22 protein-coding genes are annotated in these 24,172 nt (G+C 69.4%); 10 read left to right on the top strand and 12 right to left on the bottom strand.

From position 1 onward, the window contains the following. Window positions 1-166 precede the first annotated feature (166 nt). A complete protein-coding gene (locus ACRDPS_RS15635) occupies window positions 167-1,915 on the top strand; it encodes a serine/threonine protein kinase (protein ID WP_431502572.1) in 1,749 nt (582 codons plus the stop codon). 247 nt (window positions 1,916-2,162) lie between these two features. Here the strand turns inward: ACRDPS_RS15635 and ACRDPS_RS15630 are convergent, their stop codons facing one another. Further along, entirely contained in the window at window positions 2,163-2,900 is a 738-nt protein-coding gene (locus ACRDPS_RS15630; RefSeq protein ID WP_431502573.1) for an SDR family NAD(P)-dependent oxidoreductase, read from the bottom strand. Between the two features lie 208 nt (window positions 2,901-3,108). Between ACRDPS_RS15630 and meaB the strand changes: the two genes are divergently transcribed. Together meaB and ACRDPS_RS15620 are read left to right on the top strand one after the other, a co-directional pair. After that, window positions 3,109-4,107 carry a methylmalonyl Co-A mutase-associated GTPase MeaB gene (gene meaB, locus ACRDPS_RS15625; protein ID WP_431502571.1) on the top strand — a complete coding sequence of 333 codons (999 nt, stop codon included), beginning with the start codon at window positions 3,109-3,111 and terminating at the stop codon, window positions 4,105-4,107. A gap of 12 nt (window positions 4,108-4,119) precedes the next feature. After that, window positions 4,120-5,304, top strand: coding sequence for an amidohydrolase (locus tag ACRDPS_RS15620; RefSeq protein WP_431502570.1), 1,185 nt, complete (start codon window positions 4,120-4,122; stop codon window positions 5,302-5,304). Between the two features lie 43 nt (window positions 5,305-5,347). On the opposite strand, the gene ACRDPS_RS15615 is transcribed toward ACRDPS_RS15620, so the two are convergent. The 4 genes from ACRDPS_RS15615 to ACRDPS_RS15600 form a co-directional block, all read right to left on the bottom strand. Then, complete coding sequence (locus ACRDPS_RS15615) at window positions 5,348-6,631, bottom strand: ABC transporter permease (RefSeq protein ID WP_431502569.1); 1,284 nt, start codon at window positions 6,629-6,631, stop codon at window positions 5,348-5,350. 87 nt (window positions 6,632-6,718) lie between these two features. Continuing rightward, complete coding sequence (locus ACRDPS_RS15610; protein WP_431502568.1) at window positions 6,719-8,044, bottom strand: ABC transporter permease; 1,326 nt, start codon at window positions 8,042-8,044, stop codon at window positions 6,719-6,721. 76 nt (window positions 8,045-8,120) lie between these two features. Further along, window positions 8,121-9,635 (bottom strand): ABC transporter ATP-binding protein, encoded by a 1,515-nt coding sequence (locus tag ACRDPS_RS15605; protein WP_431502567.1) that lies wholly within the window; start codon window positions 9,633-9,635, stop codon window positions 8,121-8,123. Between the two features lie 112 nt (window positions 9,636-9,747). Continuing rightward, on the bottom strand, window positions 9,748-10,836 hold the full coding sequence (locus tag ACRDPS_RS15600; protein ID WP_431502566.1) for a BMP family lipoprotein: 1,089 nt from the start codon (window positions 10,834-10,836) through the stop codon (window positions 9,748-9,750). Between the two features lie 180 nt (window positions 10,837-11,016). On the opposite strand from ACRDPS_RS15600, the gene ACRDPS_RS15595 reads away from it, so the two are divergent. The 3 genes from ACRDPS_RS15595 to ACRDPS_RS15585 all read left to right on the top strand — a co-directional run bounded on the left by ACRDPS_RS15595 (window position 11,017) and on the right by ACRDPS_RS15585 (window position 14,221). Next, on the top strand, window positions 11,017-11,430 hold the full coding sequence (locus tag ACRDPS_RS15595) for a cytidine deaminase (protein ID WP_431502565.1): 414 nt from the start codon (window positions 11,017-11,019) through the stop codon (window positions 11,428-11,430). 190 nt (window positions 11,431-11,620) lie between these two features. Then, a complete protein-coding gene (locus tag ACRDPS_RS15590; protein ID WP_431502564.1) occupies window positions 11,621-12,901 on the top strand; it encodes a thymidine phosphorylase in 1,281 nt (426 codons plus the stop codon). A 276-nt stretch (window positions 12,902-13,177) separates the two neighbouring features. Beyond that, window positions 13,178-14,221, top strand: a complete 1,044-nt coding sequence (locus ACRDPS_RS15585) for a S66 family peptidase (RefSeq protein WP_431502563.1) — start codon at window positions 13,178-13,180, stop codon at window positions 14,219-14,221. A 7-nt stretch (window positions 14,222-14,228) separates the two neighbouring features. Here the strand turns inward: ACRDPS_RS15585 and ACRDPS_RS15580 are convergent, their stop codons facing one another. Beyond that, a complete protein-coding gene (locus ACRDPS_RS15580) occupies window positions 14,229-14,684 on the bottom strand; it encodes a MaoC family dehydratase (protein ID WP_431502562.1) in 456 nt (151 codons plus the stop codon). 34 nt (window positions 14,685-14,718) lie between these two features. On the opposite strand from ACRDPS_RS15580, the gene ACRDPS_RS15575 reads away from it, so the two are divergent. Continuing rightward, window positions 14,719-15,798 carry an adenosine deaminase gene (locus ACRDPS_RS15575; protein WP_431502561.1) on the top strand — a complete coding sequence of 360 codons (1,080 nt, stop codon included), beginning with the start codon at window positions 14,719-14,721 and terminating at the stop codon, window positions 15,796-15,798. On the opposite strand, the gene ACRDPS_RS15570 is transcribed toward ACRDPS_RS15575, so the two are convergent. Further along, on the bottom strand, window positions 15,773-16,384 hold the full coding sequence (locus ACRDPS_RS15570) for a uridine kinase family protein (protein WP_431502560.1): 612 nt from the start codon (window positions 16,382-16,384) through the stop codon (window positions 15,773-15,775). The two genes, ACRDPS_RS15575 and ACRDPS_RS15570, sit on opposite strands and share 26 nt — an antisense overlap. Window positions 16,385-16,431: 47 nt before the next feature. After that, window positions 16,432-17,100: a deoxyribose-phosphate aldolase gene (gene deoC / locus ACRDPS_RS15565; protein ID WP_431502559.1), complete on the bottom strand. Its 669-nt coding sequence runs from the start codon at window positions 17,098-17,100 to the stop codon at window positions 16,432-16,434. A 45-nt stretch (window positions 17,101-17,145) separates the two neighbouring features. Here deoC and ACRDPS_RS15560 point away from each other — a divergent pair, with 45 nt between their 5' ends. After that, on the top strand, window positions 17,146-17,715 hold the full coding sequence (locus ACRDPS_RS15560; protein ID WP_431502558.1) for a hypothetical protein: 570 nt from the start codon (window positions 17,146-17,148) through the stop codon (window positions 17,713-17,715). A gap of 149 nt (window positions 17,716-17,864) precedes the next feature. Here the strand turns inward: ACRDPS_RS15560 and ACRDPS_RS15555 are convergent, their stop codons facing one another. From ACRDPS_RS15555 to ACRDPS_RS15540, 4 genes are all read right to left on the bottom strand, one after another. Next, window positions 17,865-19,514 (bottom strand): phospho-sugar mutase, encoded by a 1,650-nt coding sequence (locus ACRDPS_RS15555; RefSeq protein ID WP_431502557.1) that lies wholly within the window; start codon window positions 19,512-19,514, stop codon window positions 17,865-17,867. Between the two features lie 76 nt (window positions 19,515-19,590). Continuing rightward, entirely contained in the window at window positions 19,591-20,277 is a 687-nt protein-coding gene (locus ACRDPS_RS15550) for a heme oxygenase (biliverdin-producing) (RefSeq protein ID WP_431502556.1), read from the bottom strand. A 345-nt stretch (window positions 20,278-20,622) separates the two neighbouring features. Further along, complete coding sequence (locus ACRDPS_RS15545; RefSeq protein ID WP_431502555.1) at window positions 20,623-21,420, bottom strand: purine-nucleoside phosphorylase; 798 nt, start codon at window positions 21,418-21,420, stop codon at window positions 20,623-20,625. Between the two features lie 48 nt (window positions 21,421-21,468). Then, a complete protein-coding gene (locus tag ACRDPS_RS15540) occupies window positions 21,469-21,921 on the bottom strand; it encodes a gamma-glutamylcyclotransferase family protein (protein ID WP_431502554.1) in 453 nt (150 codons plus the stop codon). 73 nt (window positions 21,922-21,994) lie between these two features. Here ACRDPS_RS15540 and lpdA point away from each other — a divergent pair, with 73 nt between their 5' ends. Further along, complete coding sequence (gene lpdA, locus ACRDPS_RS15535; protein WP_431502553.1) at window positions 21,995-23,395, top strand: dihydrolipoyl dehydrogenase; 1,401 nt, start codon at window positions 21,995-21,997, stop codon at window positions 23,393-23,395. Between the two features lie 155 nt (window positions 23,396-23,550). Next, window positions 23,551-24,063 carry a DinB family protein gene (locus tag ACRDPS_RS15530; RefSeq protein ID WP_431502552.1) on the top strand — a complete coding sequence of 171 codons (513 nt, stop codon included), beginning with the start codon at window positions 23,551-23,553 and terminating at the stop codon, window positions 24,061-24,063. The last annotated feature ends 109 nt before the right edge of the window (window positions 24,064-24,172 follow it).

The raw sequence follows: 24,172 nt of genomic DNA, 5'->3' as shown, positions 1-24,172 counted from the left end.
AGTCGGCTCGTTATGACGAGCCGACTCGGCCGCTCATCTGGTCAGTTTGCGCCGACTCGGCGGGGGTCAGGGTCGGGCGACCTGTCGAGACCGTGTTCCGGCGCCGTCGACATGCGGGGCGGAGTATGTCCTCGCTGGGAGCGGCTCGCTCGTCTAGCCTCGGATTGTGACGGACGTACGCCCCTCGCGGGCAGGCGCGGACGGGTTGGTGAGGGTCGGACCGTACGAGATCCTCAGCAGGCTCGGTGAGGGCGGCATGGGCGTGGTCCATCTCGCCCGCCACGAGGAGACCGGCGAGCGGGTGGCGCTGAAGGTGCTGCGTACCAACGTCGTCGGTGATGAGGAGACCCGGGTCCGGCTGGAGCGCGAGGTGCGCTCGCTGGGACAGGTTCGCAGTCCTTGGGTCGCGGAGATCGTCGATGCGGACCCGTTCGCCGAGACGCCTTATGTCGCCACCCGCTACGTGCCGGGATCGACGTTGCACGACCGGGTCAAGTCCGACGGGGCGGTCCTGGGCGAGGACCGGTTCTGGCTGGCTCGCTGTCTCGCGGCCGGGGTCGCCGCCTGCCACGACGCCGGGGTCCTGCACCGTGACGTGAAGCCGTCCAACGTCGTGATGGAGGGACGTACGCCGGTGCTCATCGACTTCGGGATCGCTCGCGTCGCCGACGACCCGAAGATCACGCTCACCGGGTGGCTGATCGGCACACCCGGCTACCTGGCGCCCGAGATCATCGAGGGTGAGGAGGCCACGGCGGCCAGCGATGTGCACTCGTGGGCTGCCACCACGGCCTTCGCGCTGCTGGGCCGGCCTCCGTTCGGGACCGGGCCGTCGATGGCGATCCTGGATCGCGTACGCCGCGGGCAGCACGAGCTCGACGGCGTCGACGGGACGATACGCGAGGTCCTGACCGCCGCGCTCGCGACCGATCCCGCGGATCGGCCGGGACTCGAGGAGCTGCGAGAATGGCTGATGGAGCCCGAGGCGCCGTGGGCCGGAGGTGAGGCGGTCACCGAGGTGATGCCGGTGACGACGCCGCTGGCCGCCGCACCGGTGGGCGCGGCGCCCGATGCCGCGCCCACGGTCGCCGACGAGCCGCCGATGCCGACGCTGGTCGACCCTGACGCTTCCGACGACGCGCTGACGGACCTGGTGGACGTGGTGGCGCCGCCGGCCGTGGAGGAGGTGCCACCGACCGCGATCACCGTTGCCGAAGCGCCCGGCGACCCCGTCGTGGTGCGTCGTTTCGATCCGCAGGCCACACCACCTCCGGCGCCGCAGCCCGAGCCCGGCTGGAGCCCGCCGAGCAGGCACGCCAGCCGCAGGCGATGGCCGGGCCCGATGCACTTCCTGATCCTGGTCGCGCTCGCTGCGATCCTTGCCGGGGTCGTCGCTGCGTACCCCTTCCTGGGCGCCGCCCTCCTCGGCCTCGGGGTCTGGCTGCTGCGCAGCGCATCGCTGGCCGGAGACCACCTCTCCAAGCGGCGTCAGGCACGGGGACGGAAGTGGTACGACGCGCTCCAGGCGCTCGTCCGCTCACCGTGGGACCTGGTGCGTGCCGTGCCCGGCACGGTCATGCTGGGCACGTTGACGGGGGTGATCGCGGCCGCCGTCGGCTTCGGGTGCCTGGTCCTCGGGCTGGCGCCGACCGTGGTGCTCTTCGCCGCCGCGATGACCTTCATGTCCGCTGCCTGGCTCGCCTCGCAACGGGTCCGCGACACGGTCGGCCCCGTGGCCCGGGCCGCGTCATCGCCGTCACCGCGGTGGGTGGTCGCCGTCGTCGCTCTGGCGATCATCGCCGTGGCCGTTCTCCGGTACGCCGTGTGGACCGGGGTCTCCTGGGTGCCGTTGGACGACCTGCGCTCGGACCAGGTGCCCGGCTTCGTACGCGATGCCGTGCGGCAGGTGCGCTGAGCCCAGATTCGGTGGGTCACCGATGCCTCCGGCCGCGATCGGGATCGATGAGCTCGAGCGGGTGCCGGGTGAAGCGCGAAAGTTGGCGGACCTGAGGGTCTCCACACCGCTCAATATGCCCGACCGCTGCGTCCTGATCGCTGCCACCGCTCACGCTGCCTCGCTGGCGAGCTTCGACGAGCGGCTTCGTGAGGTCGCGCGAAGCCGTGGGCTTCACGTCCTCCCATGACGCGGCGACACCGGGCGATCACAGTCGGGCCAGGAGCGTTCCGCCATGGATACCGACGACTTGGCCGGTGGTGAATCCGGCGTCGGGCGAGGTGAGGTGAGCCACCAGCGCGGCCACCTCGTCAGGCGTCCCGGAACGGCCCAGAGGGATCCGGGAAGTGCGCTCTTCGATCAGCTCCGGGCTCCGGCGGGAGTCCCAGAACTCGGTGTCCGGGACGAAGCCAGGAGCGACCGCGTTGGCGGTGATGCCGTCCGCCGCGACCTCGGCCGCGAGCCCGGTGATCCAGGTGTTGATGGCGCCCTTGGATGCTCCGTACGAACCGTGCCCACGAAGCGCCGAGATCGAGCTCATCGCGACGATCCGACCACCGGGACGAGCCAGCTTGGGCAGCAGGGCCTCGACAGGGAGCACGGCGGTGAGCACGTTGAGGTGGTAGTCGGCCGCCCAGTCGTGGGCCAGTGCCTCCAGGTCGTCGCCGGTCGAGGGCGTAAAGCCGCCGGCGTTGAGGACGAGGACGTCCAAGACGTCCGGGCAGCCATCGGCCAGGGCGCGTACGTCACCTGCGTCGGCGCAGTCCGCAACGACGTACGTCACCCGGTCGACGCCAAGGGTCCTATTGATCTCCTTGGCCGCAGTCTCCAGGGTCTCCGCCCTGCGTCCGGCTATGGTCACAGCGAGCCCGTCGGTGGCCAGCCGCTCCGCGATCGCGCGCCCCAATCCGGTCCCGCCGCCCGTCACCAGCGCTGTTCTCGTCATCTCGGTCACGTTGGTCGAGCGTACTGGCGCCGGCCAGGCGCCGCTGTCGTCGCCTGGTGCGCCGCGCAGGTGGGCGTCTCCTGGGTGCCGTTGGGCGACCTACGACCGGACCAACTGCCCGGCTTCCTACGCGACGCCGTCCGGCACGTGCGCTGAGCCGTGCATCCTCGTCCACGCCGGACCTGGGACCGCGAAGACACGCTCGGGATTGGCTAAGGTGCTGGCCATGCCTGGGCCTGACGTACACGACCTCATCGACGGCATCACCGAAGGCAAGCGGGCGGCGGTCTCGCGTGCGATCACGCTGGTGGAGTCGACCAAGCCTCAGCATCGTGACATCGCTCGCGAGCTGCTCACCCGGCTTCCCGCGGGCAACACGGTGCGTGTGGGCATCTCGGGGGTCCCGGGCGTCGGCAAGTCGACCTTCATCGAGGCGCTCGGCAGCCGGTTGACCGGCAACGGGCTGAAGGTGGGCGTGCTGGCGGTGGACCCGTCCTCGGTACGCACCGGAGGATCCGTCCTCGGCGACAAGACGCGCATGGCCCGGCTGAGCGTGGACCCCAACGCCTTCATCCGGCCCTCGCCGAGCGCCGGGACGCTCGGCGGGGTCGCGAGGGCGACCGTGCAGGCGATGTCGGTGCTCGAGTCGGCCGGATATGACGTGGTGCTGGTCGAGACGGTCGGCGTCGGGCAGTCCGAGGTGACCGTGGCCGGGATGGTGGACACGTTCCTCTACCTCACCATCGCGCGCACCGGAGACCAGCTGCAGGGGATCAAGAAGGGCATCCTCGAGATCTCCGACGTGATCGCGGTCAACAAGGCCGACCCCAACGACCCGGCCCGCGCCCAGGAGGCCCGCGCGGCCGCACGCGAGCTCGCCGGCGCGCTGCGTCTGGTGCGCTCCCGTGAGGAGTGGGCGCCGCCGGTCATCACAGCCTCCGCGCTGCACGACGACGGGGTCGACTCCGTCTGGGAGCAGGTGATGGCCCACCGCAAGCACCTCGGCGAGGACGGGCTGAGGACCAAGCGCGCCGAGCAGCAGCTCGACTTCACCTGGGCCCTGGTTCGCGACGAGCTCGACCAGCGACTCAAGCACTCGGAGGGCGTGAAGGAGATCCGCGACGAGGTGCGCGACGAGGTGCTCTCCGGGGAGCTTCCGGCCACCGTAGCCGCGGACCGGATCCTCGCGGCGTACGACAGAGATTAGTCTGACAGGACCATGCTGGAGCCTGCTGCCTTCCTCGCCGAGCGAGTCGATGCCTACGACGCCGAGCTGACCGACCTGCGCCGTGACATCCACGCGCACCCTGAGCTCTCCTGGCAGGAGCACCGTACCGTCGAGCTGATGGCGGAGCGGCTGGAGAAGGCAGGCTGGCGGATCGACCGGCCCAGCGCGACCGGCCTGATCGCAGACCTGGGTCAGGAGAGCAAGGAACCGAGGATCGTCGCGCTGCGCGGCGACATGGACGCGTTGCCGGTCGACGACGTCACCACCGACATCTGGTCGAGCACCGTGCCCGGGGTCGCTCACGCCTGCGGCCACGATGTGCACACCACGGCGCTCCTCGGCGCCGGGCTCGCGCTGGCCGACCTGCATCGCGAGTCACCGTTGCCCGGTGGCGTACGCCTGCTCTTCCAGCCCGCCGAGGAGGTCATGCCCGGCGGGGCGCTGCACCTGATGAGCCTGGGCGCGCTCGATGACGTGGAGCGGGTGTTCGCGCTGCATTGCGATCCGACGGTCGACGTCGGCAGGGTCGGGCTGCGCAGCGGGGCGTTGACCAGTGCCGCGGATCTGATCGAGGTGCATCTGAGCGGCACCGGCGGTCACACGTCCCGCCCACACCTGACCGGCGACCTGGTCTTCGCCCTCGCCAAGGTGACCACCGAGCTGCCCGCGATCCTGAGCCGGCGGATGGACCCGCGCGCCGGAGTCAGCGTGGTCTGGGGCAAGGTCCAGGCAGGTCAGACGCACAACGTGATCCCCGGCCACGGGGTCGTCGGCGGCACCGTGAGGATCCTCGACAGCGACGCATGGAGCGAGGTCGAGCACGTCGTGCGCGAGGTGGTGGCCGAGATCATCGCTCCCTACGGCGTGACGGCCGCGGTCGACTACACCCGGGGCGTACCGCCGGTGAGCAACGACGAGGACTCCCACCAGATCCTTCTCGCCACGGTCCGCGACGTCCTCGGGGAGCGCGGTGCGGTCGTCTCCGCCCAGAGCCTCGGCGGGGAGGACTTCGGGTGGTATCAGGAGCAGGTCCCGGGGTCGATGTTCCGGCTCGGCGTACGCACCCCCGGCGGCCCCACCTACGACCTCCACCAGGGCGACCTGCGGATCGACGAGCGCGCGGTGGGCGTCGGGGCCAAGGTGCTGGCCGCCGCTGCCCACCGCGCGCTGCGCTGATCTCCTGCGCTGGTTTCCTGCGCTGCCTTCGCGTGCTGAGTCGCTAACCCTTGCGGTAGGGAACCCCGTCGGCGGCTGGTGCACGCGAGTGTCCGACCAGCCCGGCGACCGCGAAGATCGTCACGATGTAGGGCAGCATCAGCATGAACTGCGACGGCACCGGCGACCCGATGACGGACAGCACGGACTCGACGTTGGTGGCGAAGCCGAAGAGCAGCGCCGCCAGCGTGGCCTTGATCGGGTCCCACTTGCCGAAGATGACCGCGGCCAGCGCGATATAGCCCGCACCGCCGGTCATCTCGCGGCCGAAGGAGGGGACCGAGACGAGCGTGTACGTCGCCCCGCCGATGCCCGCGATCGCGCCGGCCAGCAGCACGGTGCGGTAGCGGGTGGCGATCACGTTGATGCCGACCGTGTCCGCGGCCTTCGGGTGCTCGCCGACCGCACGCACGCGCAGGCCCCACTTGGAGCGGTAGAGGGCCCAGGCGACGAGGAAGACCGCGGCGTACATCAGGTAGACCAGGACGGTCTGCCGGAAGAAGATCGGGCCGAGAACCGGGATCCCCGAGAGCAGCGGGATCTCCCAGCGCGGGAAGTGCGGCGGGCTGTTGAGCGCCGCCGCGTTCTCCGACAGCACCTGGGAGAACATGAAGCTGGTGAAGCCGATGACGAGCACGTTGAGGACGACGCCGACGATGACCTGCTCGACCCAGTAGGTGATCGCGAAGAGACCGAGCAGAAGCGCCACGAACGCGCCGGAGATCATCGCCGCGATCAGGCCCACCCACGGTGATCCGGTGATCGAGGCGGCGATCGCCGCGCCGAAGGCGCCGAAGAGCAGCTGGCCGTCGATGGCGATGTTGACCACGCCCGCCCGCTCGCCGAGTACGCCACCGAGAGCACCGAACACCAGTGGCACCGCCAGCGCGAGCGCGCCGGAGAGAAGGCCGACCACGGGAAGCGTCTTGCCCGCGACCGCCCACGCCAGAAAGCCGCTCACCGCGATCACGGCGAACGCCGCGACCACCAGCAGAGGAGTCTTGCGCCTGGAGTAGGCGTGCCAGGCCGCGTACGCCGTGCAGAGCAGGCACAGCACCACCGCCGTCCACACGATGGCGTTGGCAGGCAGCGACACGTCCGGGATGGCGAACCAGTCGCTCTCGCGGCTCCACCGGAAGGTGGAGTCTCCGCTGCGGGGACCCACCAGGACCAGGAGAGCGATCAGAATCGTGAACGCACCCATCACGCCAGGTGCCTTCCAGAGGCCCCGGATCCGTTCGGCGACGCCCTGGGCGTCGGCCTTGACCGGAAGATCGACAGCACTCATTCCGCCACCTCCGTAGCGCAGGCGCGAGAATACGGAGTTGGCGGAATGCGGAGTTGAATGGTCGTTCGCTGGCGCTCACTCATGGTCTCAGGCCTCCTTCGTGGGGAGTCGGAAGATCGCCTTCACCAGTGGCGGCGCGGCGAGGAACAGCACGATCAGCGACTGGATGACCAGGACGATGTCGACCGGGATCCCTTCGGAGGCCTGCATGAAGAAGCCACCGGCCTTGAACGCGCCGAACAGGATCCCGGCTGCCAGGATGCCGAACGGGCGGGACCTGCCCAGCAGCGCGACGGTGATCGCGTCGAAGCCGATCCCGGCGTCGAGTCCGCCGGTCACGCCGTCGGTCACCGAGCCGAGCACCTGGTTGGCGCCGGCCAGGCCGACCAGCGCGCCCGAGATCATGAAGGCGCTGAAGTATGCGACCCCGACGTTGATGCCGGACGCCCTCGCGGCCGCGGGGTTCTCACCCACCGCGCGGAACCGGTAGCCGAGCGAGGAGCGGTTGAGGATCCACCAGACGAGGATCGTCGCCAGCACCGCGAGCAGGAACCCGGCGTGCAGGTTGAACTGGGACCCGAGCAGGTCCGGCAAGATCGCCGACTCCGGCATCGGCGAGGACTTCGGGTTGGCCGAGCCGGGCGCCTGAAGCAGCGACTCGCGGGTCAGCGCGTAGAAGACCAGGTAGTAGCCGACGTAGTTGAGCATGATCGTGACGATCACCTCGTGTGCCCCGGTGAGCGCCTTCAGGATTCCGGCGATCCCACCCCACAGGGCGGCGACCAGGGCTCCGACGATGAGCGCCAGCGGCAGGTGCACGATCATCGGCAGGTCGAGCTTGACCGCCACGAACGCGGCCGCGGCGCCACCGAGCAGCATCTGCCCGCGGCCACCGATGTTGAAGAGCCCGGCGCGGAAGGTCAGGCCGATGCCGAGCCCGGCCAGGGTCAGCGGCGCGGCGAACTTCAGCGTCTCGGTGATCGGCTTGATCTGCTGGACGAACGTGCTGCCCAGATCGTTGAAGACCGCACCCCGCCACAGCGAGACGTACGCCCCCGAGATGGCCTCCCACGCGTAGATGAAGGTGTCGGAGGGGCGGGCGAAGAAGTAGGAGAGCCCGTAGCGGACGTCCTCGTCGGTGAAGAGGATCATCAGCGACCCGACGAGCATCGCCAGCACCACCGAGAGCACCGCGACCAGGCCGTTTCCGGTGGTGATCTCGCGCAGCGCCAGGTGCCAGCGGCCCGCCTCCGGCACCCGGTCGGCGTCCGACGCCGAGCCTGAGGTGCCGTCGCCGACGCGGTCGTCCGCGCTTCGCTCGGTCACTCCCTCGGACTCCTGCGCCGACTCGGCGGACTCGGCCGCCTCCGCGGGCTCGTTCTCGGGCTCGTTCTCCGGCCCTTTCTCACTCATGCCGTCGCCTCCGTTGGGCAGATCGAAGAATCCGGAAGCGACGGCCTGAGGCCTGTTGTCGCTCGCTGACGCTCGCTCATGACTCGCTCCCTTCCGGAGACTCGCCGGCCATCATCAGGCCGAGGGTGTCGCGGGAGGTGTCGGCGGGCACGATGCCCACGACCCTCCCGCGGTAGAGGACCATGATCCGGTCGGCGAGTGCGGCGATCTCGTCGAGCTCGGTGGAGACCACGAGCACCGGTACGCCGGTGTCGCGCGCGGCCACGACCTGCTGATGGATGAACTCGATCGACCCGACATCGACACCGCGCGTCGGCTGCGCCGCGACGAGTAGCCGCAGGTCGCGGGAGAGCTCGCGGGCGACGACGACCTTCTGCTGGTTGCCGCCGGACAGCTGCCCGGCCAGGGTCGAGACCCCGGGGGCGCGTACGTCGTACTCCGCCAGCTTCTCCTTGGCGAAGGTGTCGAGCTTCTTCAGGTTGAGCGAGCCGCGGGAGACGAAGGGCTTGTCGTAGCTGCGGTTGAGCATGAGGTTCTCGGCGATGGTGAAGTTGCTGACCAGACCCTCGACCTGGCGGTCCTCGGGGATGAAGCCGATGCCCGCCTCGAGCGCCTTGCGCACCGAGCGCCCCACGATCTCGCGGCCGTCGAGCTTGATCGAACCTTCGATGTGCGGGGCCAGGCCGACCATGGCCTCGGTGAGCTCGGTCTGGCCGTTGCCCTGGACACCGGCGACGGCGAGGATCTCGCCGGCGTCGATGTGGAAGCTGATGCCGTCGACATGGACGCGGCCGTCCTCGTCGGCGACCGTGAGGCCCTCGACGACCAGCGCGCGTTCGCCCGGCTCGGCCGGGTCCTTGTGCACCTTGAGCTCGACCGGGCGCCCGACCATCAGGGCCGCGAGCTCGGCGTTGGAGGCCTCCGGGGACGCCTCACCGACCACCGTTCCGCGGCGGATGACCGTGATCCGGTCGGCCACCTCGCGCACCTCGCGAAGCTTGTGGGTGATGAACACGATGCCGGTGCCGGACTCCTTGAGCTGGCGCATGATCGCCATCAGCTCGTCGGTCTCCTGCGGTGTCAGCACCGCCGTCGGCTCGTCGAAGACGAGCACCTCGGCGTCACGCGAGAGCGCCTTGATGATCTCGACCCGCTGCTGCACGCCCACGGGGAGGTCCTCGACGAGCGCGTCGGGATCGACGTGGAAGCCGAAGCGCTCGGAGATCTCGGTGACCTGCTCGCGGGCGGCGGCGATGTCGAGCTTGCCGGCGAAGCCGGTGGCCTCGTGGCCGAGCATCACGTTCTCGGCGACGGTGAAGACGGGGATGAGCATGAAGTGCTGGTGCACCATGCCGATGCCGGCGGCCATCGCGTCGCCGGGTCCCTTGAACCGCTGCGGCTCGTCGTCGATGACGATCTCGCCCTCGTCGGCCTGGTAGAGGCCGTAGAGCACGTTCATCAGCGTGGACTTCCCCGCGCCGTTCTCGCCGAGGAGGCAGTGGATCTCACCTGGCTCGACGGTCAGGGAGATGTGGTCGTTGGCGACCAGGGAGCCGAAGCGCTTGGTGATGTCGCGAAGCGCGAGTCTCATGGCACGGATCATTCCTTGCAGGGACGGAGAAATTCCAGAGGTACGTGGCGAGGGGGCCGGGTGCGCCGGCCCCCTCGTCGGTGGTGGCCCGACGAGCGGGCCACCGGGTGGCTTACTTCGCCAGGTAGGAGTTGACCTTGATCGAGCCGTCCTTGATCCCGGCCGTCACTTCCTCGATCTCGGCGGGAAGGGTCTCGGAGACCTTCGACTCGAAGTTGTGGAACGGCGCCAGGCCGACCCCGTCGTTCTCGAGGGTGCCGACGTACGGCGTCGGGTCGAACTTGTCCTCGCCGGCGGCGGTGATGACGTCGCTGGTGGACTTCTTCATGTTCTTCAGGATCGAGGTGAGCACGACGTCCTGGGTCTTCGGGTCGGTCTCGTAGAAGTCGGCGTCGACACCGATCAGCGCGACCTCCTTGCCGGAGTCCTCGATCGCGGTGAGCGCACCCTGGTAGATCGGGCCGCCGACGGGCAGGATCACGTCGGCGTCCTGCTGGATGATCTGGCGGGCGGTGTTGGTGGCCTTCTCGTTGGCCACGAACTCACCGGTGAAGGAGCCCTTCTCGCCGCCCTCGTAGCCGACGACCTTGACGTCCTTCTTCTTCGTCTTCGCGTAGTACTCCACGCCCTGCTTGAAGCCGTCCATGAAGATCGTCACGGTCGGGAAGGGCTGGCCACCGTAGGTGCCGACGACGCCGGTCTTGGTGTAGTCGGCGGCGACGTAGCCGGCCAGGAATGCGGCCTGGGCGGTGTCGTAGAGGATCGGCTTGATGTTCTCGGCGTCGGTCTTGCCGTCGAAGTCGGCGTCGGCCGCGTCGTCGATCAGGACGTACTCGGTCTCCGGGTTGGCCTTCGCGGACTCGATGGTCGCCGCCGAGAGCGCGAAGCCGACGGTCACGATGGTGTCGCAGCTCTGGCCGACGAGGCCCTCCAGGTTGGAGGTGTAGTCGTTGGGGCTGTTGGACTCGACGTCCTTGAACTTCGCGCCCAGCTCGTCGGCGGCTTCCTTCACGCCCTCGTAGCTGAGCTGGTTGAACGACTTGTCGTCGAAGCCGCCCTCGTCGGAGACGATGCAGGGAAGGTAGTCACTGTTCCCCTCCCCAGCGCGCTCGGCCGGCGCTTCTCCACACGCGGCGAGGGCTGCAGCGGTCAGGACCGCGGCAAAGCCGCCCGCGGCGGTCTTCTTGATGTTGTTCTTCACTGGTGCCTCCAGGTCGTTGCACCGCGGATCCACGGAGCAAGGGACATTCATGTCCGAACGCTCTCCCCAATGACCGAGCAACGCCAGGGATTCCGCGAACGGTTACCAACTTTTGATCTCGCCGAAGCCTAAGCCTCCTTGGCCGTGTCTCGAAGTTCGGTCAGGCTTTAAGGTCGAACCATGACCGAGAAGCAGACCTACGCCCCAGACGGCTTTGACTGGGAAGGCCTGCGTGCGCAGGCGGTCGAGGCCGCAAAACATGCGTACGTCCCCTACTCCAGGTATCCCGTCGGAGTCGCCGGATACGCCGCCGACGGACGTCTGCTCCAGGGGTGCAACGTGGAGAACGCGAGCTACGGCGTCACCCTGTGCGCCGAGTGCGGCCTGGTCTCCTCGCTGCACATGACCGGCGGCGGCCGGCTCACCCACGTCGTCTGCGTCAACGGCTCCGGGGACGTGATCATGCCCTGCGGCCGCTGCCGCCAGCTGCTCTCGGAGAACGGCGGCCCCGAGATGCAGCTGTGGACCGTCACGGGCGTCAAGCCGATGTCCGAGGTCCTCCCCGACGCCTTCGGCCCCGAAGCGCTGGCCTGAACGCCAGGTCGACTCGTTGGTTGTGACTCGTCGCCCGCGACTCCGCACCTGCGGCTCTGGCTCGCGAAGTGGTCAATTTGGGCCGTCAGCAGCAACGAGGTCAGGCCCAAATTGAACACTTCTCGGGTCGGCCAGAGGGTGTGACGACGCCCGGTAGGGACCCGCGGCGGTCTCGCCTTACGCTGTCCGCATGGCGGAACATGATGCGGTCGAGGTGATCCTCGCCAAGCGGGACGGTGGCGAGCTGAGCGACTCGCAGATCGACTGGGTGATCTCGGCTTACACGCAGGGGGTTGTCGCCGAGGAGCAGATGTCGGCGCTCAACATGGCGATCCTGCTCAACGGGATGACGCGCCGCGAGATCGCGCGGTGGACGGCGGCGATGATCGCGTCGGGTGAGCGGATGTCGTTCTCCTCCCTGGACCGCCCGACGGCCGACAAGCACTCGACCGGGGGCGTGGGCGACAAGATCACGCTGCCGCTGGCGCCGCTGGTCGCCGCGTGTGGCGTGGCGGTGCCGCAGCTGTCCGGGCGCGGTCTCGGCCACACCGGCGGGACGCTCGACAAGCTCGAGTCGATCCCGGGATGGCGGGCGTCGCTGTCCAACGAGGAGATGATGGCCCAGCTCGGGTCGGTCGGCGCGGTGATCTGCGCCGCCGGTGACGGTCTGGCTCCGGCTGACAAGAAGCTCTACGCACTGCGTGACGTCACCGGCACCGTCGAGGCGATCCCATTGATCGCCTCCTCGATCATGTCCAAGAAGATCGCCGAGGGCACCGGAGCGCTGGTGCTCGACGTCAAGGTCGGCGCCGGGGCGTTCATGAAGACGCTCGCCTCCGCGCAGGAGCTGGCCCGGACGATGGTGGATCTCGGCACGGACGCCGGCGTCAACACCGTCGCTCTCGTGACCGACATGGCCACGCCGCTCGGCCTGACCGCGGGCAACGCGATCGAGGTCGCCGAGTCCGTCGAGGTCCTCGCGGGCGGCGGGCCTGCCGACGTCGTCGAGCTCACCGTGGCTCTGGCCCGGGAGATGCTCGCCGCCGCCGGCGTAGACGCGGATCCGGCCGATGTGCTGGCCTCCGGCAAGGCCATGGACACCTGGCGCGCGATGATCTCGGCCCAGGGCGGAGACCCTTCGGCGTCGCTGCCGGTCGCGCGCGAGACCCACGTTGTCAACGCGCCCTCCTCCGGTGTCCTCACCCGGCTCGACGCGATGGCCGTCGGGCTCGCCGCGTGGCGGCTGGGTGCGGGACGCGAGCGCAAGGAGGACCAGGTGCAGGCAGGTGCCGGGGTCACCTGGCACGCCCGACCGGGGGACTCGGTCTCTGCCGGGGCGCCGCTCTTCACCCTGCACACCGACACCCCTGAGCGCTTCGACCGGGCGCTGGCCGCGCTGGAGGGTGGCTATGAGATCGCTGACGGGGCTGCGTACGAGGCGACGCCGTTGATCCTCGACCGGATCTCCTGACGCGGGGCTGGTCGAGCCGGCGGGCCGGGCGCGCCGCCAGACTCCCGCCATGGTGGGGAAGTGGGCTGTCCGGGCCGTCGGGGTGGCTGCAGATTCCCGCCATGGTGGGGAAATGCCCTGCCCGGGTCGTCGGGGCGGCAGCAGAATCCCGCCATGGCGGGGAAATGCCCCGCTCTGGCCGTGGGGTCGCCCGCAGAATCCCGCCATGGCGGGAAAGTGCCTCGGCCACGCGATAACCAATAGCCCCGGGCACCCGCCGACGGCCAGACTGCGGGCATGAAGATCGTGAAGCCACCCAAGGCCGTCGCGGGCGACAAGGTCGCCGTGCTGTCCCCCTCGTTCGCCGCGCCGGGGGTGGCGCCGGCGATCCACGAGCAGGCGATGGAGCGGCTGGCCGAGGTGACCGGGCTGGTGCCGGTGGAGTATCCGACGACCCGCAAGGTCGGCGCGACGCCGCAGGAACGGGCAGCCGACGTGAACGCCGCGTTCGGCGACCCGGAGATCCGGGCGGTGCTGGCGACCATCGGGGGCGAGGACCAGGTCACCGTGATCTCTCACCTCGACGCCGACCTGGTGCGGGCCGACCCGAAGCCGTTCCTCGGCTACAGCGACAACACCAACATCCTCAACTGGCTGTGGACCAACGGCGTCGCCGGCTTCTACGGCGGCTCGACGCAGGTCCAGCTCGGCCCGGGACCGGGGCTCGACCAGATCCACAAGGCCTCGCTCGAGGCCGCGCTCCTCACCGGTGAGACCCTCGAGATCACCGAGCCGGGGGAGTCCGAGGACATCGGCCACGACTGGAACGACCCGCGGGCGCTGACCGAGTTCGGCGAGCGCGAAGCGACCGAGCCCTGGACCTGGGCAGGCCCTGAGCGAAAGGTGACCGGCCGCACCTGGGGAGGCTGCATCGAGATCATCCAGTGGGCGCTCACCGCGGGACGGTTCCCCTCCGACCCGGCGGCGCTCGCCGGCGGCGTACTCCTCCTGGAGACCTCCGAGGAGCTCATCCCGGCTCGTGAGTTCGGCTGGATCGCGCGATCGCTGGGTGAGCGTGGGCTGCTCGAAGCGGTCGACGCCGTCGTCGTGGCGCGCCCGCCGACCTCCGATTTCGAGCGCCGGCCGAGCCCAGAGGAACGCGCCGCCAAGCGGGCCGAGCAGCGGGACGTGGCCATCGAGACCGTCGCCCGCTACAACCCGGACGCGACGGTCGTCGTGGGCCCGCCCTTCGGGCACACCCGACCGCAGTGGATCGTGCCGTACGGTGGCGAGATGACCGTCGACGGCACTGCCCGACGCCTCTGGGCCGACTACTCCTGAGCGGGTCTCAGGACTCCAGCAGGAGCACGACCGCCTCCGCGACACAGGCGGGCTTGGGAGCGTCCTCGATCTCGATGACGGTCTTGATGACCAGCTGGAGACCGGTCGGGAGCTCGGTGACCTCGCCGAACGTCACGACGGCCCGTACGCGGGAGCCGACCAGGACAGGCGTGGGGAACCGCACCTTGTTGAGGCCGTAGTTGAGCTTCGCTCCGGGCGTCTCCAGCGAGTAGACGCTCGCCCCGAGATAAGGGAGCAGCGAGAGCGTCAGATAGCCGTGGGCGATGGTGCCGCCGAACGGGCCTTCCTTGGCCCGGGCCTCGTCGATGTGGATCCACTGGTGGTCGCCGGTGGCGTCAGCGAACGCGGTGACGCGATCCTGGTCGACCTGGAGCCATTCGCCGGTGCCGACCTCGGTGCCTGCGGCATCGGAGACTTCTTCGAGTGTTGTGAATGTGCGCACCCCTGGAATCTAGGGCATACGGAATGATGGGCCCATGAAACCGTCCGACATGCAGATCAAGGCCGCCCCGAAGGTGCTGCTCCACGACCACCTCGACGGCGGCGTACGTCCTTCGACCATCGTCGAGCTCGCTGCCGAGGTGGGTCATCAGCTGCCGGAGGGCACGCAGGCCGACCCGAGGGCGTTGGAGGAGTGGTTCGTCACCAGCGCCGACTCCGGTTCGCTGGAGCGCTATCTGGAGACCTTCGCGCACACGCTGGCGGTGATGCAGACGTTGCCCTCCCTGGCCAGGGTCGCGCGCGAGTGCGTCGAGGACCTGGCCGAGGACGGGGTCGTCTACGCCGAGGTCCGCTGGGCGCCGGAGCTGCATGTGGCCAACGGCCACGAGCTGGACGAGGTCGTCGAGGCGGTCCAGGCGGGGTTCGACGAGGGCACGGCAGCCGTCGCCGCGAACGGGAAGAAGATCGTCGTACGCCAGCTGCTGACCGCCATGCGGCAGGCCGCCCACGCGACCGAGATCGCCGATCTGGCGGTGGCCTGGCGTGACCGCGGCGTCGCCGGGTTCGACATCGCCGGGCCGGAGAAGGGCTTCCCGCCGAGCCGGTTCCTGGCGGCGTTCGAGCACCTGGCGGCCGAGAACATGCGCTTCACCATCCACGCCGGCGAGGGCTTCGGGCTCCCCTCGATCTGGGAGGCGGTGCACCCGTGCGGCTGCGACCGGCTCGGTCACGGGGTGCGGATCGTCGACGACATCACGGTGGAGGAGGGCGCCGCGCCGCGTCTGGGCCGGCTCGCGTCGTACGTCCGGGACCGCCGGATCCCGCTCGAGCTCTGCCCGCGTTCCAACGTGCAGACCGGGGCCGCGAAGTCCATCGGGGAGCACCCGATCGGGTTGCTCTACGACCTCGGGTTCCGGGTCACCGTCAACACCGACAACCGGCTGATGTCACGCACCTCGATGTCCGCGGAGATGGCCGGGATCGTGGAGGCCTTCGGCTGGGGCCTGCCCGAGCTCCAGCGGTTGACGACCAACGCGATGAAGTCCGCGTTCATCCCCTACGACGAGCGGGTCGACCTGATCCACGAGATCAAGGATGCCTACGCGGCGCTGTGAGCTCGTCGATCGCGACGTAGCCATGCTTCGGGTAGACCGCGACGCACCCCTTCGTGGCCGCGTCGGCGACCACGAGCGGTTGCGCCCGCATCAGCGCAAGGCCACGCCTGACCAGCACGAACGGTGGTTTGCGCCGCTCGCGCAGATCACGCACGAGGCGCCGCCAGAAGGTCACCGACGGCGACTGCGTGACACAGTACGCAGCGGCCAGGAGCCCAGCCTCGCGGCACTCGGCCACGATGTCCTGGGCGAAGATCCCCTCGGCGACGAAGAACGGCTCGTCCCCGAGGGTCAGCGACTGCCAGCCGGTGCGCCCGTCGTGGGCGATGTCGTAGACGGGTACGTCGGCGGTGCCGGTCTCGCACAACGTGGCGATCGTCTTCACGGCGTCCTCAGGGATCCAGGAGTCCGGGTGGTCCCAGTCGACCAGGCCGGCGTTGGGGCCCTCGGTGATCCGGGGGAGGCTCGGGTCGGAGCCGTCCTTGTAGAAGTCGTCGAGCCGCAGGACCGGCAGCCCCAGCCGTTCGGCCAGGCGGGACTTCCCGGCGCCCGAGGGGCCGGCGAGGACGATGACCTGAGCAAGCACCGGGACATTCTTGCCGACCCCGGGCTCATCCAGGAATTGCCCCCGTGTCAGTAGCCGGCGACCGAGGTCGACCCGGCCAGCAGCGCACGCGAGCCCGAGACTCCGAGCCTGGTCGCTCCGGCGGCGACCATCTGCTCGGCCTGCTCCATCGTCCGCACCCCGCCCGAGGCCTTGACCCCGAGGTCGGGTCCGACGGTGCTGCGCATCAGCTCCACGGCGTGGACGCTGGCGCCGCCGGCGGGGTGGAAGCCGGTCGAGGTCTTCACGAAGTCCGCGCCGGCGCGCACGGCGGCCTCGCACACTCCGACGATCTCGTCGTCCTCGAGCGCGGCGGACTCGATGATCACCTTCAGCACCGTGGGCGCGGGAGCCGCGGCTCGGACGGCGGCGATGTCGGCCTCCACGTCGGCGTACCTCTTCTCCTTCGCGGCGCCGATGTCGATCACCATGTCGATCTCGTCGGCTCCGGTCTCGACCGCGGCAGCGGCCTCGGCGGCCTTGACCGAGGAGAGGTGCTTGCCGCTCGGGAAACCGCACACGACAGCGACCTTGAGGTCCGCCGGAACGGTGACGGGCAGCATCGAGGGAGAGACGCACACCGAGTAGGTGCCGAGGTCGGCAGCCTCCGCGATCAGCGCCTCGACGTCGGCGTGGGTTGCCTCGGGCTTGAGGAGGGTGTGGTCGATCAGCTTCGCGATCTCTGCGGAGGTAGGCACGGCCTCAGCATAGGCACCTACCCAGCGAGGGCTAAGGTTTGCGCCGTGAACGACGATCAGCCGGAGGAATGGTTCCGCAACTCCAGCAGCACCGCATGGGGGCTCCTCTCGATAGGGGCCGCGGCCGTGGTCATCGTGCTCGACGCGGTGACCGGCTGGCACCCCGCGACGACGGCTGGGGCGGTGCTCTTCGCGCTGGTGGCGTACGCCGCCTTCCTCCGCACCAAGGTCGGGGTCAGCGAAGGCGACTTCGTGCTCCGCCATCTCTTCTCGACCGTCCGCTTCCCGATGGCCGCTCTGGAGAGCGTCTCCATCGGCCGCACCCTCGGCGCATACTCGGGCGGCCGGACCTACGTCAGTGGCGCCGTCGGACGGGCGATGCGGGACGCGGTCAAGGTCTCCAAGCGCGACCACAACCCGCTGCGCAACCAGGCCGATTTCATCGAGGACCGCCTCAACGCGCTGGCCCAGGACGCCCGCGACCGGCGCCGGATCAAGCGGGACTCCGACGAGCAGTTCGCCCTCGCCGAGGACGTACGCCGCACCTGGGACTGGCCGCTGATCGCGGCCGCCGTCGTGGTGGCCGTCGTCTTCGTGGTCCTGCTCGTGATCTGACCATCCAGACGCCGAGTCGGCTCATCCTGACCGAGATCCCCCTCGAGTCGGCTCGTTGTAACGCGCCGACTCGGCGCCGCATGTGGTCAGGTTGCGCCGACTCGGCGCGGAACCTCGTCAGGATGCGCCGACTCGATGGGGGACGGGCTTTATATGCCGAGGGCGGCGCGGATGTCGACCTTGAGAGCGCCGAGGGCGATCTCCGCGTCGGTCCGGGCCTGTGCCAGGGCCTCCGGGGAGTCGACCGGCTCGACGACCTCGAGGTAGCACTTGATCTTGGGCTCGGTGCCGCTGGGCCGCACGATCACCCGGGACCCGCCGGCCAGCTGGTAGCGGACCCCGTCGGTCGGCGGCAGCCCGCCGGCCCCGACGGAGAGATCATCCAGCTGCTGCACCGCGGCTCCGGCCAGCGCGGTCACCGGCCGGTCACGAAGGCGCTGCATGGCAGCCGCGATCTGGGCGGGGTCCTCGAGCCGGATCGAGAGCTGCGAGGTGGCGTGCAGTCCGTGCTCGACCGCGATCTCGTCGAGCAGATCGGTGAGCCCACGCCCTTCCGCCTTGAGCGACGCCGCCAGCTCGCACAGGAGCAGCAGCGCGGAGATGCCGTCCTTGTCGCGTACGTGCTCGGGGTCGACGCAGTAGCCAAGCGCCTCCTCGTAGCCGAAGGCGAGCCCGGGTGCGCGCGCGATCCACTTGAAGCCGGTCAGCGTCTCGGCGTAGGGCTGCCCGGCGGCCGCCGCGATCTTCCCGACCAGCGAGGAGGAGACGATCGAGGCGGCGTACGTCCCGGTGACGCCCTTGCGGATCAGGTGGGTCGCCAGCAGCGCGCCGACCTCGTCGCCGGTCAGCATCCGCCACTTCTTGCCGGCGGGGATAGCCGCCGCGCAGCGGTCGGCGTCGGGGTCGTTGGCGATGACCAGGTCGGCGCCCTTCTTGCTTGCCAGCGCCATGGCCCGGTCCATCGCACCGGGCTCCTCGGGGTTGGGGAACGCGACGGTCGGGAAGTCGGGGTCGGGACGCTCCTGCTCCTTGACCACCAGGGGCTCGGGGAAGCCGGCGAATCTCATCGCCAGCTGCACCAGATCGCCGCCGACACCGTGCAGCGGCGTGTAGACCGTCTTGAGGTCACGTGCCCCGCCTTCGGCGAGCAGCCCGACGACCGTGTCGAGATAGCTGTCGACGAGGTCCTCGCTGATCGTGCGACCGGGGGCGCCCGGCTTGACCGAGCTGATCCTGTCCACGGCCGCGATCCGCTTCGCGATCTCGGCGTCGGCCGGCGGCACGATCTGCGACCCGTCACCGAGGTAGACCTTGTAGCCGTTGTCCTGCGGCGGGTTGTGGCTGGCGGTGACCATCACGCCGGCACTGGCGCTCAGGGCACCGATGGCGTACGCCAGCACCGGCGTCGGCAGCGAGCGCGGCATCACCAGCGCCTCGAGGCCGGCCCCGGTCATCACCTCCGCGGTGTCCTGGGCGAAGACGTCGGAGTTGTGCCGGGCGTCGTAGCCGATCACCACCGGGCCATGCGCCCCGGTCGCGAGCAGGTAGCGCGCCAGCCCCGCGGCGGCCTTGATCACGACCACTCGGTTCATCCGGTTGGGACCCGCGCCGAGCGCTCCGCGCAGCCCGGCCGTGCCGAACTGCAGCGTCCCCGCGAACCTGTCGGCCAGCTCGGCCGTGGCCCCTGGATCCGTGGAGGTCAGGAGGCGCTCGAGCTCTGCTCGAGTCTGTGCATCCGGGTCGTCGGCGAGCCATTCCCGTGCCTGGACGACCAGCGCAGATTGATCTGTGGGGACCATAAGTTCTGACCCTAATGGGGTGTCCCGGAAGTTCCTAGGCGCCCCACGCCGCCGCGGTGCGACCATGGACCGAGGATCAGCGACGGTACGCCGCGAGGTGACCGCTCAGCTCCTCGAAGATGGCCTGGTTGAGGCCGAAGGCGACCTTCACCTCGTCGACGACGCGGGCCTTCTGGTCGGCGTCGAGGCCGAGACCGTCGAGGCGTGCGCGGTAGCCGTCCTTGTAGGGCTTCGGCTTCGGGACCTCGGCGAAGTCGTAGAACGCGATGCCCTTGCCGTTGAGCCCGAACGTGCGGTCGAGGGTGCGTCCGATCGCCTGGCCGCCGGAGAGGTCGCCGAGGTAGCGCGTGTAGTGGTGGGCGGCGTAGAGCCCGCCCCACTCGCGGCTGGCCTCGAGCCGCTCCACGTACGCCTTCGCGGCCGGAGAGTCGAGTTCGTCTGTCCTGCCGGTCGAGCCTGGGCCGATCGAGCCCAGCCAGTGGTCTAGGTCCGCGTCGATGGCGGCCAGCCGCTCCAGGGCCGGGTCGTGGACCGCCGCGGCGAGCGGGTCGGTCGCCGCGAGCTCGCGCCCGACGGTCTCCAGAGCGGCATAGACCTGTCGCAGGCGCAGCAGATAGTCGGCGTACCCCTGCTCGTTGACCTGTCCGTCGAGCAACGAGGCCATGTAGGAGGAGCCCTCGGCCGCGGTGTGCTCTGCGCGGGAACCGTCCCGCATCAGCGTGGACAGTGGAGCGTTGGACGGACTGGTCTGCAGGGTGCTCATCGAACTCCAGATCTCGTACGCTGCGGGGCGGGCCTGAGGTTAGGTAAGCCTAATTCATCGGTCAACCTTTTGTCGGGTTGGTGGGTCGCTCCTGGAGGGCAGGGGTTTCCTCGCCTACGCCAGTTGGCCGGACTTCGTGAAGCGGTTCACTAGGTGTGGTCAACTGGCGTGGGCGCCACGGCGGTGGTGCTCCGCGGCCGGGCCTCGATCGCCAATGCCGCAGATTCGCCCACCAGAGCGGGGGAGATGGCAGGAGCGCTCTGATCTTCGGGGCTGCACAGTCTTCGGGGCTGCACAGTCTTCGGAACTGCACAGTCTTCGGAGCTGCACAGTCTTGGGAACTGCTCAGATCTTGGGAACGAGGTCGCTGAGCAGCCCGCCCATCCGGGTGGCGGCGTTACGGCCGGCCTCCAGGACCTCGGCGTGATCGAGCGGCTGGTCGGAGATGCCGGCGGCCAGGTTGGTGACCAGCGAGATCCCGAGGATCTCCATCCCGGCCTCGCGGGCCGCGATCGCCTCGAGCGTGGTGCTCATGCCGACCAGGTCGCCGCCGATGATCCCGGCCATCTTCACCTCGGCCGGGGTCTCGTAGTGAGGCCCGGGGAACTGGACGTACACGCCCTCGTCCAGCGAGGAGTCGACCTGCTTCGCCAAACCCCGCAGACGACTCGAGTAGAGGTCGGTGAGGTCGACGAAGTTGGCTCCGACCAGCGGAGACGTGGCGGTGAGGTTGATGTGGTCCCTGATCAGCACCGGCGTGCCCGGAGTCCAGGACGGGTTGAGACCGCCGCAGCCGTTGGTGAGCACCATCGTCGCGCAGCCGGCGGCCGCGGCGGTGCGGACCGGGTGCACGACCGCGTCGACGCCCTTGCCTTCGTAGTAGTGGGTGCGGCTCAGGAAGACCAGCAGGTTGCGGTCGCCGGTCGACCGGATCGAGCGGATCTTGCCGCTGTGTCCCTTGACCGCCGCGGCGCTGAAGCCGGGCAGGTCGGTGGTCGCGATCTCGGTGTAGTCCTCGCCGAGCGCGTCGGCGGCGGGCAGCCAGCCCGAGCCCAGCACCAGCGCGATGTCGTGCTTCTCGACACCGGTCTTCTCCGCGAGAGCGGCGGCGGCTTCCTTGGCGAGCTGGTATGGCGTGGTCACTCGGTCACTTTAGACCGGGGCGGGACGAGCTCGACCACCGGAGGAACCTCAGTCGTTGGACCGGCAGGGACGCGTACGCAGCGCATGCACGTAGTCGCCGGGAGCCCCTGCCGCCTCGGCGGCGTCGGCCAGCGCGCCCAGGTAGCGGGCGTCCGGGATCCCACCCTCGTACGTGTCCAGCACGTAGGTCTCGCAGAGCAGGTCCTCGGCGAGTGCGGCGATCCGCACCTTGGTCTTGAAGTAGACCCCGATGTCGGCCAGCTCCCACTTCTCCAGCGCCGCCATGTCCTGGTCCACGACGTCGTAGACCGCGACGAAGACCTGCTCGAACGGATCCTGGACGATCGTGGCCATCGGGCCCTCGCCGAGCACGTTCTCCTCGCCACCGAAGGTGAGCCGCCAGCCGCCCAGCCATCCGGTAGTACGCAACGGCGAATGCGGGCAGCGCTCGCTCATCAGCGCGGGGTCGAGATTGACGCCATAGGCCGCGTAGAGAGTCACGGGTCACGAGGTTACCGTTCAGTCTCCAACCCAACTGGGATCTGAGGGTTATCCCCGGTCTACTCTTGGATGCGTGACCCACTTTGATGTTCTCGTCCTCGGCGCTGGCCCCGGTGGCTACGTCGCCGCCATCCGTGCCGCTCAGCTCGGCAAGTCCGTCGCCGTCGTCGAAGACAAGTACTGGGGCGGCGTCTGCCTCAACGTCGGGTGCATCCCGTCCAAGGCGCTGCTCCGCAACGCCGAGATCGCGCACATCATCACGCACGAGAAGAAGACGTTCGGCATCTCCGGAGACGCCACGATGGACTTCTCGACGACCTGGAAGCGCAGCCGCGGCGTAGCCGACGCGAGCGCCAAGGGCGTGCACTACCTGATGAAGAAGAACAAGATCACCGAGGTCGACGGCTGGGGCACGCTCACCGGTCCGAAGTCGATCGACGTCAAGGGCAAGGACGGCGCGGCGACGTCGCACACCTTCGACAACCTGATCATCGGCACCGGCGCGACCGTGCGCTCGGTGCCCGGGGTCGTGCCCAACGAGCAGAACATCGTGACCTACGAGGAGCAGATCCTCACCGAGGAGCTGCCGAAGTCGATCATCATCGGCGGCTCCGGCGCGATCGGCGTCGAGTTCGCCTACGTCCTGAAGAACTTCGGCGTCGACGTCACCATCGTGGAGTTCCTGGACCGGATGGTCCCCACCGAGGACGCCGACGTGTCCAAGGAGCTGCTGCGTCAGTACAAGAAGCTCGGCATCAACGTGCTCCTCTCGACGGCCGTCAAGAGCGCCGAGGACACCGGCTCCGGCGTCACCGTGCGGGTCGCCCCGGCGGCCGGCGGTGAGGAGAAGGTGCTGGAGGCCGACAAGTTCCTCGCGGCCTTCGGGTTCTCGCCGCGTGTCGAGGGCTTCGGTCTCGAGGCCGCCGGAGTCTCGCTCACCGAGCGCGGCGCAATCGCGGTCGACGCCCGCGGGCGTACGAACGTCGAGAACGTCTACGCCATCGGCGACTGCACCGGCAAGCTCATGCTCGCCCACACCGCCGAGGCCATGGGTGTGATCGCCGCCGAGACCATCGCCGGTGCCGAGACCATGGAGATCGACTTCGACATGATCCCGCGGGCGACGTTCTGCCAGCCGCAGATCGCCTCCTTCGGCTACTCCGAGGCACAGGCCAAGGAGAAGGGCTACGACGTCAAGACCGCCTCGTTCCCGTTCTCGGCCAACGGCAAGGCGCGCGGCATGGCCGAGACCGCCGGCTTCGTCAAGATCGTCGCCGACGCCGAGCACAACGAGCTCCTCGGCGCCCACCTGATCGGCCCCGAGGTCACCGAGCTCCTCCCGGCGCTCACCCTGGCCAAGACCTGGGACCTCACCGCCGACGAGATCGCCCGCAACGTCTTCGCGCACCCGACTCTCTCGGAGGCGATGAAGGAAGCCATCGAGGGCATCGCGGGTCACATGATCAACCTCTGATCCACGTTTCGTACGCAGCCCCGGACCGACAGGTCCGGGGCTGTTTGCGATTTCGTCGACCCGGCGCGAACCTCCCACATTCAGGTCAGAAACTGACCTGATGGGCCCATAGCGTTGGTCATGTCAGCGGAAGACACGACCAAGGAGCCAATGCCATGACCACGACCGCCACCCTGACCCGCGAGCGCACCGATCTGCTGGAGACCCTGGCCGCGCACCGTGGGTTCCTCCGCAAGACCGCCGAGGGTCTGACCGACGAGCAGGGTCGCCTCACCCCGACCGCGAGCGTCCTGCAGGTCGGTGGGCTGATCAAGCACGTCACCGCGCAAGAGGCCGGCTGGGCAAGGTTCATCGTCGAAGGGCCCAAGGCGCTGGACTTCAGTCCTGAAGCCATTGCGGCGTACGAGAACGAGTTCCGCCTGCTCGAGTCGGAGACCCTGGCGGAGCTCCTGGCTGCGTACGAGAAGGTTGCTGCCGCCACCGACGAGCTGGTCCGCACCGTGGATCTCGACGAGGACCACGCCCTGCCCGAGGCGCCGTGGTTCCAGGCGGGCGCTCGCTGGTCGCACCGCCGGACGATCACTCACATCATCGCCGAAACAGCCCAGCACGCCGGCCACGCCGACATCATCCGAGAGACCATCGACGGCCAGAAGACGATGGGCTGAGCCTCGTGGGGGGGGCGGGGGGGGGGCCCGGCCCCCCCGGGGGGCACACCGCGGGGGGGGGTTTGGGGGTGGGGGGGGGGGGGGGGGGGGGGGGGGGGGGGGGGGGGGG

Source organism: Nocardioides sp. (assembly GCF_050699375.1).
GTDB lineage: Bacteria > Actinomycetota > Actinomycetes > Propionibacteriales > Nocardioidaceae > Nocardioides.
The sequence above is the reverse complement of the archived record's forward strand: the minus strand, read 5'-3'. Positions and strand labels throughout refer to the sequence as shown.